The organism is Dolosicoccus paucivorans (assembly GCF_900100125.1).
Classification (GTDB): domain Bacteria; phylum Bacillota; class Bacilli; order Lactobacillales; family Aerococcaceae; genus Dolosicoccus; species Dolosicoccus paucivorans.
Window position 1 is genome coordinate 1 of sequence record NZ_FNEL01000017.1, and the last position, 19,174, is coordinate 19,174.

General features: G+C 38.7%; 17 protein-coding genes. 4 read left to right on the forward strand and 13 right to left on the reverse strand.

From position 1 onward, the window contains the following. From BLR79_RS03845 to fdrA, 4 genes are all read right to left on the reverse strand, one after another. On the reverse strand, window positions 1–263 hold a 263-nt coding region (locus BLR79_RS03845; RefSeq protein ID WP_143338772.1), incomplete at its 3' end, for a helix-turn-helix domain-containing protein. Window positions 264–401: 138 nt separating this feature from the next. Next, on the reverse strand, window positions 402–1,346 hold the full coding sequence (gene arcC, locus BLR79_RS03850; protein WP_092085047.1) for a carbamate kinase: 945 nt from the start codon (window positions 1,344–1,346) through the stop codon (window positions 402–404). Window positions 1,347–1,358: 12 nt separating this feature from the next. Continuing rightward, window positions 1,359–2,177 (reverse strand): oxamate carbamoyltransferase subunit AllH family protein, encoded by an 819-nt coding sequence (locus tag BLR79_RS03855; protein WP_159427587.1) that lies wholly within the window; start codon window positions 2,175–2,177, stop codon window positions 1,359–1,361. Then, complete coding sequence (gene fdrA / locus BLR79_RS03860) at window positions 2,170–5,175, reverse strand: bifunctional FdrA/YlbE family protein (RefSeq protein WP_092085051.1); 3,006 nt, start codon at window positions 5,173–5,175, stop codon at window positions 2,170–2,172. Before fdrA ends, BLR79_RS03855 begins: the two co-directional genes overlap by 8 nt. A gap of 173 nt (window positions 5,176–5,348) precedes the next feature. On the opposite strand from fdrA, the gene BLR79_RS03865 reads away from it, so the two are divergent. From BLR79_RS03865 to BLR79_RS03875, 3 genes are all read left to right on the forward strand, one after another. Next, a complete protein-coding gene (locus BLR79_RS03865; RefSeq protein ID WP_092085052.1) occupies window positions 5,349–5,939 on the forward strand; it encodes an alpha/beta hydrolase in 591 nt (196 codons plus the stop codon). A 60-nt stretch (window positions 5,940–5,999) separates the two neighbouring features. Beyond that, on the forward strand, window positions 6,000–6,209 hold the full coding sequence (locus BLR79_RS03870) for a hypothetical protein (RefSeq protein WP_092085054.1): 210 nt from the start codon (window positions 6,000–6,002) through the stop codon (window positions 6,207–6,209). 90 nt (window positions 6,210–6,299) lie between these two features. Then, complete coding sequence (locus BLR79_RS03875) at window positions 6,300–7,256, forward strand: AEC family transporter (protein ID WP_092085056.1); 957 nt, start codon at window positions 6,300–6,302, stop codon at window positions 7,254–7,256. A 127-nt stretch (window positions 7,257–7,383) separates the two neighbouring features. On the opposite strand, the gene allB is transcribed toward BLR79_RS03875, so the two are convergent. From allB to allC, 3 genes are all read right to left on the reverse strand, one after another. After that, a complete protein-coding gene (allB, locus tag BLR79_RS03880; protein WP_092085058.1) occupies window positions 7,384–8,748 on the reverse strand; it encodes an allantoinase AllB in 1,365 nt (454 codons plus the stop codon). A 42-nt stretch (window positions 8,749–8,790) separates the two neighbouring features. Next, a complete protein-coding gene (gene allW, locus BLR79_RS03885; RefSeq protein WP_092085101.1) occupies window positions 8,791–10,215 on the reverse strand; it encodes an allantoin permease in 1,425 nt (474 codons plus the stop codon). A 74-nt stretch (window positions 10,216–10,289) separates the two neighbouring features. After that, window positions 10,290–11,522, reverse strand: coding sequence for an allantoate deiminase (gene allC, locus BLR79_RS03890; protein WP_092085060.1), 1,233 nt, complete (start codon window positions 11,520–11,522; stop codon window positions 10,290–10,292). Between the two features lie 345 nt (window positions 11,523–11,867). Between allC and BLR79_RS03895 the strand changes: the two genes are divergently transcribed. Beyond that, a complete protein-coding gene (locus tag BLR79_RS03895; RefSeq protein WP_159427588.1) occupies window positions 11,868–13,502 on the forward strand; it encodes a PucR family transcriptional regulator in 1,635 nt (544 codons plus the stop codon). Window positions 13,503–13,555: 53 nt separating this feature from the next. Here the strand turns inward: BLR79_RS03895 and allD are convergent, their stop codons facing one another. From allD to fba, 6 genes are all read right to left on the reverse strand, one after another. Further along, the gene (allD, locus tag BLR79_RS03900) at window positions 13,556–14,629 is read right to left on the reverse strand and encodes an ureidoglycolate dehydrogenase (RefSeq protein ID WP_092085064.1); all 1,074 of its coding nucleotides are present in this window, start codon (window positions 14,627–14,629) and stop codon (window positions 13,556–13,558) included. 17 nt (window positions 14,630–14,646) lie between these two features. Continuing rightward, on the reverse strand, window positions 14,647–15,444 hold the full coding sequence (allE, locus tag BLR79_RS03905) for a (S)-ureidoglycine aminohydrolase (protein ID WP_092085066.1): 798 nt from the start codon (window positions 15,442–15,444) through the stop codon (window positions 14,647–14,649). A gap of 175 nt (window positions 15,445–15,619) precedes the next feature. After that, window positions 15,620–16,102 carry a hypothetical protein gene (locus tag BLR79_RS03910; protein ID WP_092085068.1) on the reverse strand — a complete coding sequence of 161 codons (483 nt, stop codon included), beginning with the start codon at window positions 16,100–16,102 and terminating at the stop codon, window positions 15,620–15,622. Further along, window positions 16,095–16,922: a DUF3100 domain-containing protein gene (locus BLR79_RS03915; protein ID WP_092085070.1), complete on the reverse strand. Its 828-nt coding sequence runs from the start codon at window positions 16,920–16,922 to the stop codon at window positions 16,095–16,097. Before BLR79_RS03915 ends, BLR79_RS03910 begins: the two co-directional genes overlap by 8 nt. Before the next feature lie 9 nt (window positions 16,923–16,931). Beyond that, window positions 16,932–18,191, reverse strand: coding sequence for a M20/M25/M40 family metallo-hydrolase (locus BLR79_RS03920; RefSeq protein ID WP_092085071.1), 1,260 nt, complete (start codon window positions 18,189–18,191; stop codon window positions 16,932–16,934). 66 nt (window positions 18,192–18,257) lie between these two features. Beyond that, a complete protein-coding gene (gene fba, locus BLR79_RS03925; protein ID WP_092085073.1) occupies window positions 18,258–19,115 on the reverse strand; it encodes a class II fructose-1,6-bisphosphate aldolase in 858 nt (285 codons plus the stop codon). Between the last annotated feature and the right edge of the window lie 59 nt (window positions 19,116–19,174).

Genomic DNA, 19,174 nt, shown 5'->3' on the forward strand with positions numbered 1-19,174 from the left:
CAAGTTAATTCTAACTTTGTTTGAATATCTTGAATGAGCTCGGGCGTATGTTTAGGACGACGACCTTTGAGAGATTGATGCTCAGAAGCGTTATCTTGAGCCAATTGAGCATCGTAACAGGTTGACTTAACACGCTTGAGTTCTCGATAAATCATCGAACGGTGACGCCCGATGGCTTCAGCAATTTGACTCGCTGTATAGCCTTCATGATAAAGTATTTCTATTTTTGAACGGTCTTCTATGGTAAGATGTTTGTAGCTCATAACAGGTCCTCCGTGTGTGTGGTTACTAACATTTTACACGAACCTGTTATGGGTTTTCTTGTTTGTCGCAATAATTATTGCAATTCATCATACATAAAAAAACACAACCACCTTCGAGTGATTGTGTTCGTGAGTCGTTTATTTTGTAATAACTGTTGCTGAACCGCCTTTGAAGAAATCTTCAATATTTTCTAGCGATGTAATAACAGCTCTTGCATCTGCATTTGTACTGTTTTCTACGAAAGAAACAGCTGCTTCTACTTTTGGAAGCATTGAACCTGGATCGAATTGATCTTCATCGATCCAAGCTTTCATGCGGTCAATTGAAACTTCTTCTACTTTTTCTTGGTCTGGGGTGTTGTAGTTAACATAAACGTTATCTACACCTGTTAAGATTAATAAGTAGTCTGCTTCAACTAATTCAGCTAATTTAGCAGAAGTCCAGTCTTTATCAATTACTGCTTCTAAGCCAATATAGCCCTGAGGTGTATCTTTAACTGGAATACCACCGCCACCACCTGAAATAGTGATGATATCATTTTCGATCATTGCATTGATCGCTGGATACTCCACAATGCTTTGTGGCATTGGTGAAGGAACAACTTTACGGTATCCACGACCTGAGTCTTCAACAAACTTGTCGCCTGTTTTAGCTTCTTCTTCTTTAGCTTCTTCTTCGCTTAAGAATGGTCCAACAGGTTTCGTTGGGCTAGCAAAGGCTTCGTCATTTTCATCTACAACTACTTGCGTAATAACAGAAGCAACTTGCTTTTCGATACCTTCTTGAACTAACGCTTCGTTCATCATGTTTTGTAACCAGTAACCGATGGATCCTTGTGTCATCGCTACAGCTGTATCTAAAGGCATCGCTGGGTTCTTCTCAGAATCCGCTGCGGCTTGTTGTAGTAATAAGTTACCTACTTGTGGGCCGTTTCCGTGAGTGATCACTAATTGATGACCTTGTTTAATAAGTTCCATCAATTTTTTACTTGTTTGGCGTAATGCCTCCATTTGACCTTGTGCTGATGGATCATCTGTTAAAATGGCGTTTCCACCTAATGCTACTACGATTCTTTGTGACATCGTATTCCTCCTTTATATGTTTTCCAAATACATTTGTACACCCAGCAATAAATCATTGCCTGACGTGCTACCATAATGTCTAATTTCTTCAATCGCTTGTTTCATCTTATACGTTTGATTTAAATCAACGGCGTGAAACAAATCAATCCACGTTTCATTTACATACCCTCTAGCTAATACATCATAATAAGCAAGACTAACATCCGTTGTCTGGCGACGAGTTAAAATCTCTTTTATCCTTTGGTTTACATGAGTTGGTCGTTTAGTCAGTTTCTCCATCATCATTAAACCTTGAATAAAATCGTCACCTGAAGGTGTCAGTCCTACTCCTGCTCCTACTAAAGAAACCAATGAATCTTCATTGTCAATTGCACCTTGACGCCACTGATTAAAAAGAGCTGTCAAAGACGGATTCAAAACAAAACCTGAATCGTTCCATAGTGGGAATTGACGAAGCTGTTCGAGTAATTGTTCTTGCTTGTGTACATTGAAATGTAGTTTAGGAAGAGCTAATGAATGAATTTCTTTATCTAGCCACTTTAATTGAATGACTGATTGATCTGTTCGAATCACCATTTTCTCTTCATCAAATCGCACTTCATCATCCACTGCCAAAAATGGCTGAATTCTATCAAACACTTTAGCATCAATTGCGATACCGTATGCTGAAAGAGGTTGCGTGGATTTACCAACAAATATCAGATGGTTTTCTTTTGTGATTAAATTAAATCCATTCGGAAAAACCGAATGGATCATCACATTAACGAAACCAATCTCCTCAGCAACATAGTCACTGAGGATAATATTGGTTTCTTTTGTTAGATTAGTCAACATCAATACCTAATGACTCTGCATAGGCAATTAATGCTTTTTCGAATGCTTGTACTGGAGCAGTTACTGTACCTGCACCAATTTGTCCAACACCTGGCTCTTTGTGAGCAATACCTGTGTTAATAATTGGCTCAATACCAGTGTCAACTACTTTACGGATATCAATACCTAGTAATGAGCCTTTGAAGTCCCATGTAGGAATTGTCCATGTTGAGTTGTGATCTAAACAGATACGTTCCATTTCGTCAGAAATACGTACCGCGTCTTCAAATCCACCTGCACCAATGAAGCGTGTAACTCCTGGAGCAGCAACCATTGCTAATCCACCAACACCGATTGTCTCAGTAATAGCTGAATCACCGATATCTGGGTTAGCCATTGACTCGTCATAACCAGTAAAGTATAGACCATTTGGTGTATTTACTGGCGCAGTGAACCAACGATCGCCGAATGCTGCGATACGGATACCGAAGTTTTCACCGTTACGTGCCATAGTTGTAACTACTGTACCTTCTTCAACTTTACGTGCATGGTCAACAATTGATTTACCTGCTGCCATCATAATGTTTAAGAAGAATTGATCAGTATCTGCTAAGAATTGCATTACATCTTGTTTGTCTTTTTCGTCGATATCTAAAGCTGCAATTGTTGGAGCAACTTCTTTCAAGAAGACTAATGATCCCGCAATGTTACGCTGGTGGAATTCGTCACCCATTGTAATCGCACGAGCAACCATAACGTCTAAGTTTAGACCGCCTTCGATAGAGCGTAATGCTTTACCTAAGACTGGACCTAAAACGTCACGTTGCCATTCTAAACGTTCGATAACGTCTGGACCGTTTGCACCAAAACGTAGTACCGCTCCGATACCTTCGTTCATAATACAGTAACCTGTTGTACCATCTACTTTGTTTTCAACAACGAATACTGGGAAGTTCTTAGTTGTAATACCACCCATTGGTCCTACTGCACCTACGTGATGACATGGAATGAACTTCACTTCGCCAGCTTCCATTTGACGGCGAGCGTCTGCATCATCTTTTGCCCAACCTTCGAAAATCATCGCACCAGCCGCTGCACCTTGCATTGGACCAGTCATGTTTTCATATTTAATTGGTGGACCAGCGTGAAGAATTACTTTGTCGTCTGTGTCTAATTCTGGAATCACAGTATGAGCTGGAACGTTATCCACTAAGAATGGTTGTGAATTACGGAATCCATCTAATACTTTTTCGTTTGATTCAGCAATTTGATCTTCATATTTTTCTAAAGCATTTAAAATACGGATTAAACGAGCGTTACCGCCAGCTCTTGGTTTCCAATTAAATTGGATTGCTTGACCACCGAATTTGTTAATTGGTTCAGTAAAGCCTTCTAATCCGATGTTGATAACTTGTGGGGGAGTTGATAATAATTCGATAACTTGTTCGCTTGCTTCAGGTAAGTCTAATGTCTCGCCCGTGTAGTCTTCGAATGTTTTGTCGACTGCTTTGAATTCATGTCCCATAAATTCTAAAGCTAAACGTATAGCACGTGCGTTCGTTTTCTCAACAATTGCACCTGCTTCTTCTAATTTAGCAATTTGGTCATTGATGTCTTGAGGATCGCGGTTTGTACCTACGACAGTTGAAATGACATGTAGGTCGCGTCCAGCTTCTTTAGCGTTATCTAGCGCTTCTTTAATATGAGGTGCTAGCGTTCCTGCCATATCTGGGTGAGAACCATAACCTAATACAACATCAAGTAAGATAACTCCTGTTGTTTCGTCAGATACTACTTCTTTTAATTTCTCAACGCGAATAGCTGGGTCGATCATTGGGTGAGGCTTACCTTGTGTAAACTCGTCTTCACCTAAGTCTAAGACTAAGAAACCGTTTGAATCTAAAATAGTTCCACCATCAGACTCAACTTCTAAGTCTAAAACGTCTGCAATCATCATCGCTGCTTCACCAGCTAACGTACCACCTGAGTATAGACCTTTAACTGTTTTACCTTCTGGTAAAGCTTTATCAGCATGGTGATCTAATGCTTCTAAGTAGTTTTCTTTAACTGATTCGTTACTTGCTAAATCAACTGCAATTTGTGCTGCTTCTTCTAATGTATAAGCAAATGCAACATTTCCTTCGTGGTGAGTTGGTTTTTCACCTAGGAAAATTGCAACAGCTGGTTTAGAAATTGATTGAAGTACTTTAACTACTTCGTCGCGTACTTCTTTTGCAGGTGGTTTAGAAACAACTAAAACAACATCTGTTGCTGGGTGGTTTTCTAGACCGATAATCGCATCAATCATTGTACGTGCGCCAACTTCTTCAGATAAGTCGCGTCCACCTGTACCGATTGCGTGAGATACACCGCCACCTAATTTTTCGATGTTTGTTGAAGTTTCTTGAATACCTGTACCAGAAGCACCTACAATACCAATGTTTCCTTGGTTAACAATGTTTGTGAAAGCTAAAGGAATACCAGATAAAGTACCTGTACCTGAGTCTGGCCCCATTAATAATAGACCTTTTTTATGAGCTTTTTGCTTTAAGCGAACTTCGTCTTCTAAGTCTACATTATCTGAGAATGAGAAAACGTGTAAGTCGTTATCTAATGCACGCTCAATCTCGTCTGCTGCATATTGACCAGGAATTGAAATTAAAGCTAATTCTGCATTAGGCATTGCTTCTAATGCTGCATCCCAGTGATCAACTCTTTGGACGCCGCCAGCTTCTTTTTTAGCAGATAAGTCGCTTAAGAAACGATCAACTTCTTCAACAACTGTATCAACAACAAACTCATCATCTGCATCGATAACAATTGCTAGGTCGTTAGGTCCCGCAGCTTCAAGCTCGTCGGTATATAAACCTGCTCCCTTGAAAATATCTTTGTTGGCATCTGTTGCCATCATAACTTGACCCGTCTTAACGCCTTCTAACTCGTTAACGGAGTTAGTTAATAACATTAAGTTAATAGAGTCTTGATAGTTATTTTTTTGAATTATTGTGTATAACATCGAATTCCTCCCTTTCTTATTTGATTATACTGGTTTTAGTGAACAAAACTAGTACTAGACCTCCCAAAAGAAAGCGCCTACTTTGTTGATTGTGTATAAAAAACAGATATATCTACTAATTTTTTAGTAAAATTGGGTTAGATACTTAATTATTTTTGAAAGGACGTGGTGTAATGAGTGAATTTACTCAAGAAACAATCGATTTGTTAACAATCGACAAATTGACCCTGCAAGCAACGATTTACCAAAATCCTACAGTTCAAAATAAAGCTACCCTTCTTTATTTTCATGGTGGTGGGTTCGTTTTTGGAGAACAAGATGATTTACCCGAAGAATATATCGAACAGCTGACCAAAGAAGGTTATCCGATCGTGGCTTTTGATTACCCTTTAGCCCCAGAAACAAGGGTGCCAGAAATTCATCACATAATTGATCAGCTATTAGAACGGTTCAAAAACAGCTCTGAGTTAACTGTTCCTCAAGATAAAGTTTATTTAATGGGGCGTTCAGCAGGAGCTTATATTGCGCTGTATCACGCGACTTATACGTCGTTAAACCTTCAAGGTGTCATTGCTTTTTATGGCTACTACAATTTAAACTTATTGGAGTTTACCCAACCAAGTGTAGACTACTTAAAATACCCAATCGTGAACAGTAAAATTATTAATAGCCTTATCAAACCACACCCGGTAGCTAACTTGCCTATTAGTCAACGTTTCCCTATTTACTTATACTTTAGACAAACCGGTCGTTGGATGAGTTAACTATTCCCTAACCCTAGCGATTTAGATCGTTATTCTATTAGCGAAGAGCAACTAGCTCAATTGCCTCCAACGTTTCTAGCCGCCGCTCGCAAGGATGCTGACGTTCCAGCAACTCAAACGAGAAACTTAGCTAAATTGATTCCTAATAATGAATTACACTTAATCAATTCAGATCAGCACGACTTCGACCGAACCCAACTAGCCACTCACGGTCGTAAAGTGTACGCCGCTTTAGTAGAATGGCTTAACAACAATCATAATGCACAATAAAACGCTTCAAGTTGATCCTTTGTAGCTATTGGCTTTCAACTTTAAATAAGGTTAAATAGTAGTATTAGAACTATTGTAAAGGAGATTTATATGGAATTAGATTTTATTGCAACGCTGCAAGACGTTGCGGTTTTATTCTCTCTAATCGTTATCGGCTTTATTGCTGGACGCGTGGGACTCATTACTGAAAAAGGTCAAAAAGATATTACTCAATTGACACTAAATATTACCATGCCCGCCACTATTTTTATGGCGATGCAACTACCGATGAACAAAGAACGTTTACACACTTCGTTTATTATTATTGGTTTAATGATTTTAATTTATGCTTTTATGTTCACATTCGGTGGTTTAGTTTCTAAACGTTTACCTCTTACGCCAGGACAAAAAGATATTTTCCAAACGGCGACACTGTTATCTAACACATCCTTTATGGGATACCCAATTGTAGGAAGTCTTTTAGGAGATGAAGCGTTATTCTACGCTGTTGTAGGTGCTGGATTTATTTTTGAAGTGGTTTCTTGGTCTGTTGGGGTTTACTTAACAGGACGTCATGGAACAGAGACAACAGAATTCAATTGGAAGAAAATTGTTTTCAGTCCCGGTGTTCTATCAATTTTAGTAGGACTTGTATTCTTTGCTTTCCAAATTCCTTTATCGTTTAATGTTGCAGGTCATGAAATTTATGCGATCGAAAAAGTTTTACGCACACTCGCTCCTGCCACTTCACCATTAGCGATGATTATTATTGGTCTTATTTTATCAAGAAGTAACATTCAAGAAGCTCTACAAAACAAAGTGTTGTATTTAGCTTCAGCAATTAAATTGCTTATTGTACCAACAATTGTTACTTTCGCACTTAAAGCCTTTGGATTTTCAGGCCCGACATTGGTCATTCCGGTTATTATGATCGCGATGCCAACTGCTTCTTATGTTGCGATGTTTAGTGCCAACGCTGGAAATGATTCGAAGTTTGCAAGCCAATTAGTCTTTATGTCTTCCTTACTTTCAATCATTACCATTCCACTGATTACTTTATTGTTTTAATTAATATACAAACTTTATGCCGTAGACTTACTTGAGTGTAAGTTTACGGTTATTTTTTTACACAAAAAAACCTAGCCGCTAAGGGCTAGGCTTCGTGAAAATTGTATTGTTTTATCCGTTTTTTGTCTTAAACGTGAATGAATTCTCCGATGAATTCTTCAGCAACACCGTCTTCTAAATCGTATACAACGTTACCACGAACGATTGTTGTTGCGATTTGTGCACCGTACTCACGATCTAAGTATGGTGAGATCTTGTTGCGGTACTCTAAGTCTTCAGCACGTAATGTGTGAGGTGAGTTTGGTTTGATTAATACAAAGTCAGCGTCTTTACCAATGCTGATTGATCCTTTGCTGTCTAAACCGAAGCGTCTTGCTGGGTTTGTTGCGATTAATTCAGCGAACTGAGTTAATGACATACCACGTTTTTGAACCGCTTCGTCAAAGAACATATCAACGTTACTTTGTAATCCTGAAATTCCACCCCATGCTTCGAACGCGTTTTCTTTATCTTTTAAGTCTGGCGTACATGGTGAGTGGTCTGATGTAATGAACTCTACATCTCCAGCGAATAGGTGATCCCAAATTGCTTCTTGTTGCTCTTTTTCACGGATCGGAGGTGAACATTTAGCAACAGGTCCTAATTCGTTTAATTCAGATAAATCAAAGTATAGGTAGTGAGTACATGTTTCTCCTGTAACGTTCACACCGCGTGCTTGAGCTGCTTTAACTTCTTCGATACCTTCTTTACATGCGATATGACAGATGTGTAATGGACAGCCTGTTTCTTCAGCTAAGAAGATTGCACGACGAATTGGCTCAACTTCTGTAAATGCTGGACGAGTTCCAACATAAGCTTCCATTGATTTTTCGTCATTTTCGTAAGCAATTTCACCTAAGCGGTCACAGATATCTGCGTTTTCACAGTGTAACGCTAAGATTTTACCTGTTTTAGCGATTTGTTTCATACCTTCGTATAATGAATAGTCATCTACGTTTTGGAAGTCGCCATCAATTGAACGGTCTCCACAAGTTGACATGAATGCTTTAAATGCTGCAACACCGTTGTCTGCTTGTTCTTGGATACCACCGTCTAAGTTATAAGGTGTTAAACCACCAAATGAGAAGACGTCTACTTTAAGTTTACCTTTACCTGCTTCTTCTTTAATTTTTAAAGTTTCAGCTGAAGTCGTTGCTGGTACTTGGTTTAAAGGCATTTCGATAAATGAAGTCACGCCACCTTTAGCAGATGCTGAAGTTCCTGTAACGTATCCTTCCCACTCATCGCGGTAACCTCCACCTGGTTCAGAAATATGAACGTGTGCGTCCACCATACCAGGGCTAACAACTAATCCTTTAGCGTCAATTACTTTCTCGCCGTCTAAGTTGTCGCCGATTGCAACGATTTTACCATCTTTAACCGCTACGTCTGTTTCGACTTCGCCGCCTTCAAGAATGACTAAACCGTTCTTAATCACTAAATCATGACTCATACTAAACTCCTCCTATGGTTATATTTTTCACAACAGATGTGCTTACGCACGATCTTGTTGTAATAATGTATAAACAACTAATGCAGTTGCAAATCCTACCATCCATGATAAATCTGATAAAACTGATAAAGCTGGAATAAACTGTCCAATAACCGAAACAAGTAGACCAACAATTGTTGCGATATACGCATTGCGGTTAAGACCACTGAAGTGGCTTGTTTCCGGATGTTTCGGATCAAAGTATAGGGCATCTAAATCAATTTGTTGATTTTTGATTAGATAGAAGTGGGCAATCATAACTCCCGCAACTGGTCCTAATAAAGCACCAATGAATGATAAGAACGTTAAGAAAGCTCCTTCTCCTTCTGCGAATTTCCAAGGCATAATAATGACACTGATGATTCCCGCAATCATTACACCACGTTTGTAGTCAACTTTATCTGGGAATAATGCACTTAATTGGTACCCCGCTGGAATAATATTACTTGTCGCGTTCGTAGAAATCGTTGATAAAACGAATACTGCGGTTGCGATGATAACAGCTGGGATCGTGTCCCAACTATTAATAATATCTAATACTTCTGTAAAGTTAGTGTTATAAATGATGTTTCCACCGGCAAAAATTGCTACGGCCATGAAACCAAAGAGCGCATGTCCAACGAAAAGTCCTGCGGCTTGTCCAATACCTGAGTCGCGTTCATTTTTCGCATTTTGTGTAAAGTCCGCTACACTTGCTCCTGGTGCAGCCCACACAGATAGAACGCCACTAATCATAATTAAGTAACCTAATAATGGGTTAACATGGGTCGCTGCTGGGTTTACGTAGTTAAAGATAGCACCTAAACCACCCGCACCGCGAATTGCCCAAATAGTCATTCCACCAAATACGATATAAATGATTGGTGTTAAAATCGCTGTAAACTTGTTTAACACTTCGCCACCGCTTAAACCAATGGCCATGTTCATTAACCAGAACACGATAAATGCAATCCAGCTTGCAACGCTCATCCCTAAGAATGTTGCTCCGCCACCAATATTTAAAAATCCTGGCGCAAGACTACCAATAATAATTAATAAAGCCTTTGAACCAAAGTACGTTTGTACCCCGAACCAAGCAATTGCTGCGACGACTCCACGTAAGAATCCAGGTAACTTAGCTCCTGCATCACCGTACGTAGAACGTAAATGCATCGCAAACGGAATACCGTATTTTGCACCAGCACGTCCGTTAGCCATCATTAAACCAGCAACTGCCAGTCCACTTAATGCAATAGCGACCATGGTGTTAAATGTTGATAACCCTAACAGCATGAATGCCGCAACCATCGCATAGTTCGGTACGTTATGAATACTTCCCATCCAAAGCGTGAAGTAGTTTGCTAATGTCATATTACGACGATTTTCTACTTTTGGTAGAATATCAATGTTTGTGTAACCACGTTCTTTGAATCGATTCACTTCTTCCATAGTTACCGCAATATTATTGTTATTATTTTCCAATGATTGACTCCTTTAAATCAATAGAATAATCTATCTTTATTTTAATAAGCTAAACGGCGAATTGCTTCAGCAAGCAATTCGACACCTTGTACAATATCTTTTGCTTCTGTATGCTCTTCTGGGTTATGACTAATTCCTTTAATTGACGGAACGAAAATCATCGCCGTTGGAATATATTGAGCAAAGATTTGTGAGTCATGTCCTGCACCTGAGTGCATTACAGTGTAGTTTAAATCAGCTTCTTTTGCCGCTTCTTCTAGTAACTCAACTAATACTTCGTCCATTTGTGTTGGCTCTTCAGTCATCCAGTTATTAATATCAATTTCAATTCCCATGTCGCTTGCAATGCATTTCATGTCTTCTTCCATTTCACTGGTGAAGTCATCTAGGGCTTTGGAATCGGTATGACGAACGTCAATTGTAAACATCGTTTCACCTGGTACAACGTTTACTGTGTTAGGTTTTGGCGAAACGTGCCCGAAGGTTAATACTAATGGATCGCCTTCAGCTTTTGCTTTATCAATTGAATTGACGACAATACGTGAGAAACACTCCACTGTGTCTTTACGGTAACCCATTAAGGTTGTCCCAGCATGGTTTGCTTCACCTTTTAAAGTAATGTCATAGCGTTTTTGACCAACGATTGCGTTAACAATACCAACTTCAATTCCTTGTTGCTCAAGAAAAATCCCTTGTTCAATATGTAACTCAAGGAAAGCGTCCATTTTGTTATACTTTAATTCGCCAGTTTCATTAAAACCAAACCCTGCTTCTTTCATTGCATCAACAAAGCTTACGCCTTCGTTATCAACAATGTCTTTCATTTCATCATTATTTTGTAAACCGAAGATGTTTTTTGATCCCCAGAATACGAATGGGAAACGTGATCCTTCTTCTTCTGCTAAAGCAATGACACGTAATGATTTTTTTGGTTGACCATATTTATCGATGAGTCCTTTTACAGCCATATATCCAGCCATAATTCCTAGTTGACCATCTAAACGACCACCGTCTGTTACTGTGTCGACGTGAGAACCTGTCGCAATAACTGAATCTGGCTCTTCACTTCCGCGTAGTGTCGCAATTAAGTTACCTACCGCATCAAATTCCGCTTCCATTCCTAGTTCTTCAAAACGTTCTTTTAAAGACTGTTGTGCGCGAACCCATGATGCATCGTAAAGTAAACGAGTTGTTCCTTTTTGGTCTTCTTTTTCAGTAAAGCCTGAAATCCAGTCCATCAATTCATCAATACGTTCTGGTGTAATGTTAATCACACTACCGCCTCCTTTTAATATTTGTATTTAAGAATACTACGTTTCACATCGATTTTAACGAATATGAAAAACGTCCTTCAATAGTTAAAGCGTTTACACAAACGCGCTTTAACAAGGAGCCAACTAGAATCATTTATTCTAACGGCTCCCATCTAACTTCTTTCTCTACTTAAAATATACCACTATGTAAGCGGATTAACAATGTTTTTTAGTCATTTTATAAAAATTGCGTGCACATTGAACAATTCACAAAACAATGTTATAGTTATCTTACAAAAAGAATTGGTCGTTTTAACTAAAATATATTTCATCTTATATACTCTATTAAAAAGAGGAGGAATAGCTATGACTACACTGCATGAATTATTAAATACTCCCCGTTTTTCTGACTTAGAACTATTAACTGAAGGAGTCGACACAACTCACCTCTCCCTTAAGAATGTTGAAATTACAGAAACTCCTGACGTTGCTCACTTCATTAGCGAAAACACATTGATTTTAACGACTGCCATGATCTTTAAAGATAAGCAAAATGATTTAATCGATTTTATTAATTCGCTCAAAGCCGCTAATGCTGTCGGACTAGGCATTAAAACAGGTCGCTTTTTAGAAAAAGTAGAAGAGCACGTCATCCGCCATGCTCAAAAGATTGATTTCCCGATCTTTAATATTCCTGATACTTACTCGCTAGGTGGATTACTTCAACAAATGACGAGCATTTTATGGAAATCTCAACATGAAGAGTTGCTGTTTGCATTAGACATTCAACGGAAGTTTTCTGACCTTTTAATTCAAGACGTTCACAATGAAGTCATCATTAATGAACTAAGTAAAATGGTCAAGTCGCCGATCATTTTAATTAATCCGTTTCATCGGGTGTTAAATGCCTCATCGCATTTTTCTCACCCAAATAATCCGCCGGAAGAATATGTGACTAAAGTCTTTCGCAGTAAAGCTTTACGCGAAAAAGAAGAAGGCTACTTTATGATTACTAATAGCCAAGGAGAAGATATTCCAGCTGCTTTAATTCCTGTATATGTTCATAAATATTTCCCTCATTATTTAATTGTGTTAAATCCTGAAAAAATCCCTTATCCTATTTCTAACTTTGCTTTAGATCAAGCAGCACTCATTCTTTCCTTTGTCCTATTCAAAAACGAAAAGGTCGCTGAATCAAAGATTATTATTGAGTCTGAACACTTTAAGGAATTAGTCGACAATCACTTAAGTAATACCGCCTCCAGTGACGAGTGGAATGAGTCAGGATATAAATATGGCTTTAAAGAATCGAACTATTACCGCATGGTGCGGGTTTATCAATTAGATGAAATCGATACAGATAAAACGTCACGCTTGCTACAAGAAAAGTCCTTGCTCACTTATCAATGGCTCAAGTGGAATATTGATCGTTATTCTGAAGATGCGAAAATTATTTATTTCCCTTCTTCTTTTGAACTATATATTTTACTACAAGAAAAGCCTGAAGATCTTAACCAACTGCTGTTAACGATGCAACAAAAATTACGCCTCATGCTACCGATTAATGTCGGCTTTGCTTTAGGAAACGCCTTTACCAGTTGGCAACAGATTGATAAAACTTATACGCAAGCTAACTTGGCCTTTGACGAATTGAAACAATCTTCAAATCGTGAGCCGATTGTCTATTATCAAGACAAAGGTATTTTACAACTCTTTAACCACTTAGATGCTGGAGACGTACAATACTTTTGTCAAACCGTTCTTAAAGATTTTGCTTACCCGGAAGACCCTAACTTAATTGAGTTACGTAAAACTTTAGAAGTCTTCTTAAACTGTCAAGGTGAAATTGCCCGTACTGCTAGCCAGTTATACATTCACCGCAACACGGTGAAATACCGGATTAACCGTTGTGAAGAAATTTTAGGTTCTGACATTACTTCTCCTGAAGAATCTCTTAATATTCGGATTGCTTTAGCTTTAAGTAGACAACATCATCCATAACAGCAAAAAAGACACGTTTCGCTCAATGAAACGTGTCTTTTTTGTTTATATGATTATTCAGCGAATGGTCCTTTGTTACCGTATTGGTCAAAATGAACCGTATCGGACTCTAAATAATCCATAATATTTTTCGGAATATCTAAACCGTTTTTGATGTTGTTTTCATAACGGACAAGACTTAATTCACCTGGATAGTAAATTTTGTCAAATCCTTCTGCTGGTTTGATTTGATGTAGTTCTTCAATCGTTTGTTCTACACCTTGAGTAAATTGGTCTAAACCAACAAATCGATTCGGATCTAAAACGATGAAGAAATGTCCTAAGTCGCGACCTTCTTCTAACTTATTGTACATTGAAGAAACATGTTTACCAAACGGCAAGCCTAGTAATACAGCTGATAACATATCAACCATCATCATTAAACCGTAACCTTTTGGCCCAGCAATAGGTAATAACCCTGCAACTGCATGAGGATCCGTTGTGTCGTTACCATTTTCATCAACTGCCCAACCTTGAGGAATATCTTTACCTCTTGAACGAGCGTCTAAGATTTTACCCCATGCTTGAACTGTTGTCGCCATATCAAAGACTAATGGCTCATGACCATTAGCGCGTGGCGCTGAAAAGGCAATCGGGTTCGTTCCGTAGTAAACTTCCGCTCCACCAAATGGAACAACCATTGGGTCAGAGTTAGTCATTGAAATAACGATTAACCCTTCACGAGCGATTTGACGAACGTAATAAGAAAGTGTTCCTGTATGTCCAACTTGACGCACACCCACAGCGGCTAACCCTGTGTCTTTAGCCATTTTGATAATGTGTGGTAAAGCTTGTTGAACAACATAGTGACCTTGAGCGTTATCACCGTGGAAAATCCCCGTTGATTCGCCTGTTTTTTCAAAACGTAGTTCAGGGTTTAAGGTAATTCCACCTTTACTGATACGTTCTGCGTAGTAATCTACACGCACGGCACCGTGAGAGTCTACTCCAACTAAGTTAGCGTAAACTAAATGGTCCGCTGTGACTTTTGCTTGTTCTTCTGGAAGCCCAGCAGCTTCTAATTTGTTTTGAATTAATTCGTGTAAACGTTCGGGAGATACATTCACCAATTCTTGTTCTTTTGTCATACGACACCTCCTAGTAATTAGTCAAACCCAGGATCGCGGTTTGCATCTTTAGAATAAACGTATGCTAATGAACCTTTGTGTCCTACGTGGTAAGCAACTTGTGGTGTGTAAGGTGCCATGTATAAGTAGTCACCTTTTTGAACTGGATACCACTCGTTGTCTAAGTTATACATACCTTCACCTGAAAGGATGTATGCACCGTGTTCTTGGTAGTGAGTTTCTACGAAACCGTGGCTTCCACCTTCTTTGAACTCTAAGATATGAACATTGAAGTCATAGCGGAAGTCATCAACTGGCAAGAAGTCCCATAATAGAACATTTTCCATGTCTTCATGGTTAATTGGTGTTAAGTCGTTCTTGTTGCCAACGACACGTTCTGGTTGACCATATCCTTCTAACGCTTCGTATGGGCGTTTGTATAAGAAGACTTCAGTCATTTCTTTTTGACCGTTCTTGAAGTACATTAAGTCACCTGGTGCAAAGTATGCATAGCCACCTTCAGTTAACTCGTACTCTTCACCTTTATCATCAGATACGATTAGTTTTCCACCAACAACGTAAACGAATGTTTGGATGTTTTCGCCACCCCAACCGCGCTCGTTTTTACCGTTTTCGTGGAATTCAGCGATGTAATCAACAAAGCCTGCACCTAAACGTGGTGAACCTAAGATTGAAATACTTACATCTTCAAATCCAGGAATAACGTTTGGCACTAATCCATCTTGTTCTAAAATTGCATATTTACCGTGTTTAACAACAGCACGTGATGTTAATAGACTATTACGGTAACCAACTTTTCCGTTTTTATATCCCATGAGTAAAAGCATCCTTCCATAAAATTAAATTGCGACATAATCGCGCTTACATCTCTATTATAGCGAATGTAAGCGCCTTTTAGCAGTTGTGAAACCTACAAACCTATTTTTCGTCTTGTACAAAATATACAACTGTTTGTTTAAAGCAGATAGTTCACAAGTTCACATTTTTAGATTATTGACTCAACATTAATCCCAATTGAGCGAGCAACGCACTTCCTAAATATGTTCCGATAAAGACAAACACCGCTACAATTGCAACTCGCCAAGAAGTGCTCTTTAAATCACTTAAACTATCGGCAACAGAAAAACCAGCAAAGGCTAAAATAGGCGTTGTAATCGATAAAAAGTCGACGGCTTTAATCGCATCAACAAAATAATTGCTCATTAAACAAAAGACTAAAGAGGTAATGGACACCCACCCTAAAGTAGGAAAATCTTGTAAAACTCGAATAGATGACTTTTTAGTTAAATCGGATACAAAAACACCGATCATCGAAAAAACCCACAATGTAGCCAAGCCAGCAAAGGTTTGTCCTGTAATTGGTAAAGCATCGGGATAACGCAACGTTTTCATCCATTGAGTAAATAAAATAAGAACCGTTCCTAAAAAGATTAGACACGCAATACGCAAGTAGTTAGATTTTGTATTAGACATGCTTTGACTCTCCTTTTAATTGATCGTAAGAATCTCCTTTAGCCAATAAATTATACATAAATCGCTGTAGTGGAATTGCTACAAAGACCATCATATAAGTTCCTAAAAAGCTAGTTAATAACTGACTTGCTGCTGCATAAGAACGAACCGTTTCAGCCATTTCTTCCGTTGGCATTAAAGAAGCAAGTGAAGCGGAAGCAGCGGTCATCATACTAGCTGACCCCATACCTGAGGCCATCCCAAGTGCGCGGTAATCAAATCCTAAACTTATTAAAAAGGGCGTAAAAATACTAAAGAAAATCGCTCCGAATAACGTTCCGATTAAGTACATTGAAAGAACACCGCGACCTTCATCTGAGTTAAGAGTATACTTTTCAGAAATATAAGCTAATTCTCCTTCACGGCCTAAACCTAACGTCGCTCCGATTGAAGAGCGTTTCAAGCCTAAAAGTAGCGCAATTGGAAGCCCAAGTAGGACCGTTCCAACATTTCCAAATTCTTGTAAAATAAATACCCAACCCACTTGGAAAATCTCTCGCAATTTCGGTGCTACATCCGCGCCATAGTAAGCCATCAGCGGTAGCATGACAAACATTAAAGAGTTGGCGGCGAATTTAACATTGTCTGACGTATAGACTTGGCGAACAAAACCTTTACGTAAAAATTTCATACCAAAAAACATTGTCAGTAAAACGGCATAAATTAAAGGAAGTAACCCGATACGTGCACTCCCTAATTCAATACTTTGAAAGCCGATCATTTCTGACAGAGCAATGACCATTAAAATAAATACAATAAATAATATACGCTGTCGTTTCATTTTTTACTCCTATTTCATTATTATTTCGATCAGTCGCTCATATTCTGAGTAACTTCTCTTATATAATTGATTATAGTCAATTTGACCAGACATTTCTTCAAAAACTTGAACTAAGAACTTAGGGAAGGTCTTTAAAACAAATTCTGGGTCATCTAATTTAAAGTCATCCCCGTGAATGGTACCTTTAAATCCACCGTAACTGACTTGAATACAAGGCATCATAAAGGATAAGTCGCCGATATCCCCCGCTGCAGCAATACTGCCTCGATCCGCAATCATATGGCTAATTTGAGAGCTCTTATCAAAAGCTTTAGCAACAAATTCATTTAAATAACGATTTTGAACGAAAGGTAAGTAACCCATTTGCGTCACAATGTCTACGTCACCACCTTGGGTGAGAGCCGCTCCTTTAGCAATATCATCTAACCAATGAGCCACTTGAGTCATATAGTCCACTGATTGTGTTCTTAAATCCGTTCCAATGGTAATTTCATTAGGAATGACGTTCGTTGACATATCACTTTGGAGCACAATGGGGTTAATCCGAACGGTCTCGTCATCTTTTATTTGTTGTCTTCGAAGACCCAAAGCTGTGTGAAACACCGTGGACATATTATAAGCATTCACACCCGAAAAAGGATCAAAGCCTGCGTGACTAGCCTTTCCTTTAAAAGTATAAGTTTTATATAAAAAGCCGGCTAAATCACAGTTAATTTCAATTGTTGGCTCATTGAAATACTCACCAATTGAATGAATGCTGATCGCAAAATCAATCTCATCAAAAACACCTAATCTCATCGCTTCTGGCTTTCCACCGTAATATTGGATAACGTCTTCTTCGACTAGTTGTTTACGGTACTCTAAATCTAAATACTCTTCCGCCGGTACAAAAACAAACACTAAGTTGAAATCTAAGGATTCATAGGCTTTAGTATGAACGTAATATTCAATTAAAGCTAACGCAATACTAACTTGAGTAAAGTGGCCACAGTTGTGAGCAGCGCCTGTTTCTTTGTCGCTATTGAAATGACTGGGCGCATATACTGCGTCTAGTTCAGCGACAAAAGCAACAGAATGATCTTTATCGTTCGAGAGGGCGATTTTCATACCCGTTGTCGAAAACTCTTCAATGGGAAGATGAATATTTTTGTCATTCAAATACGTCATAATTTTATTTTTAGTTCTAAACTCTTTATACCCTAGCTCCGGGTGGTCAAATAAATCGTCACAAAACTCTTTAAGATCTAAATAAGATGAGTCGATCGTCATAATTCAATTCCTTTCTAAATAATAAACCAGCCACTATTAAAAGTGACTGGTTTAAATCATGTATGATTATGCTTTGTTTGTTGAACCAAACATATCCATTGTTTCTTTTGTTTGTTTTACAATGGCATCAAAACCTGGTTTGATGATTTTACGTGGGTCATATACTTTGTCGTCTTCTGCCAATTTTTGACGAACAGCTTTAGTCCACTGTTGTTGTAATTCAGTGTTCACGTTAATTTTAGCGTGTCCTCTTTCGATTGCTTTTTGGATTTGGAAATCAGGAATACCTGAACCACCGTGTAATACTAACGGTGCGTTAGTTGCTTTAGAAATAGCTTCCATTTCGTCGAATCCTAATTTAGGTTCGCCAGCGTATTCACCGTGAACAGACCCTAAAGCTGCAGCTAATGCGTCGATATGTGCTTCGTTAACGATACGTACACACTCATCTAAGTCAGCGTAAATAACGTTTCCGACAACGCCATCTTCTTGTCCACCTACTGTACCAACTTCAGCTTCAACAGATGCGCCGCGTGGATGTGCGTATTCAACAACCTGTTTACTTAACTCAATGTTTTCGTCAATTGGGAAATGAGAGTGGTCAAACATAACAGAAGTAAATCCTGCATCGATGTACTCTTTACATACTTCAACGGATGAACCGTGGTCTAAGTGAAGTGCAACAGGAACATTTACGTCCATTGTTTCCATTAAAGCGTTAACCATTGCAGCAACAACTTTAGGTCCACCCATATAGCGGCCTGCACCTTCAGAAACACCTAAAATAATTGGTGAATTGTTTTCTTTTGCAGCTGTAAGAACTGCTTGGGTCCACTCTAAGTTGTTAATGTTAAATTGACCTACAGCGTAACCTTCTTCTTTAGCTTTTTGTAGCATATCTGTCATACTGACTAAACGACTCATGTGTAATGTCCTCCTTAAATAAACTTGTGTAACACATTACATACATTATACGGTACTTT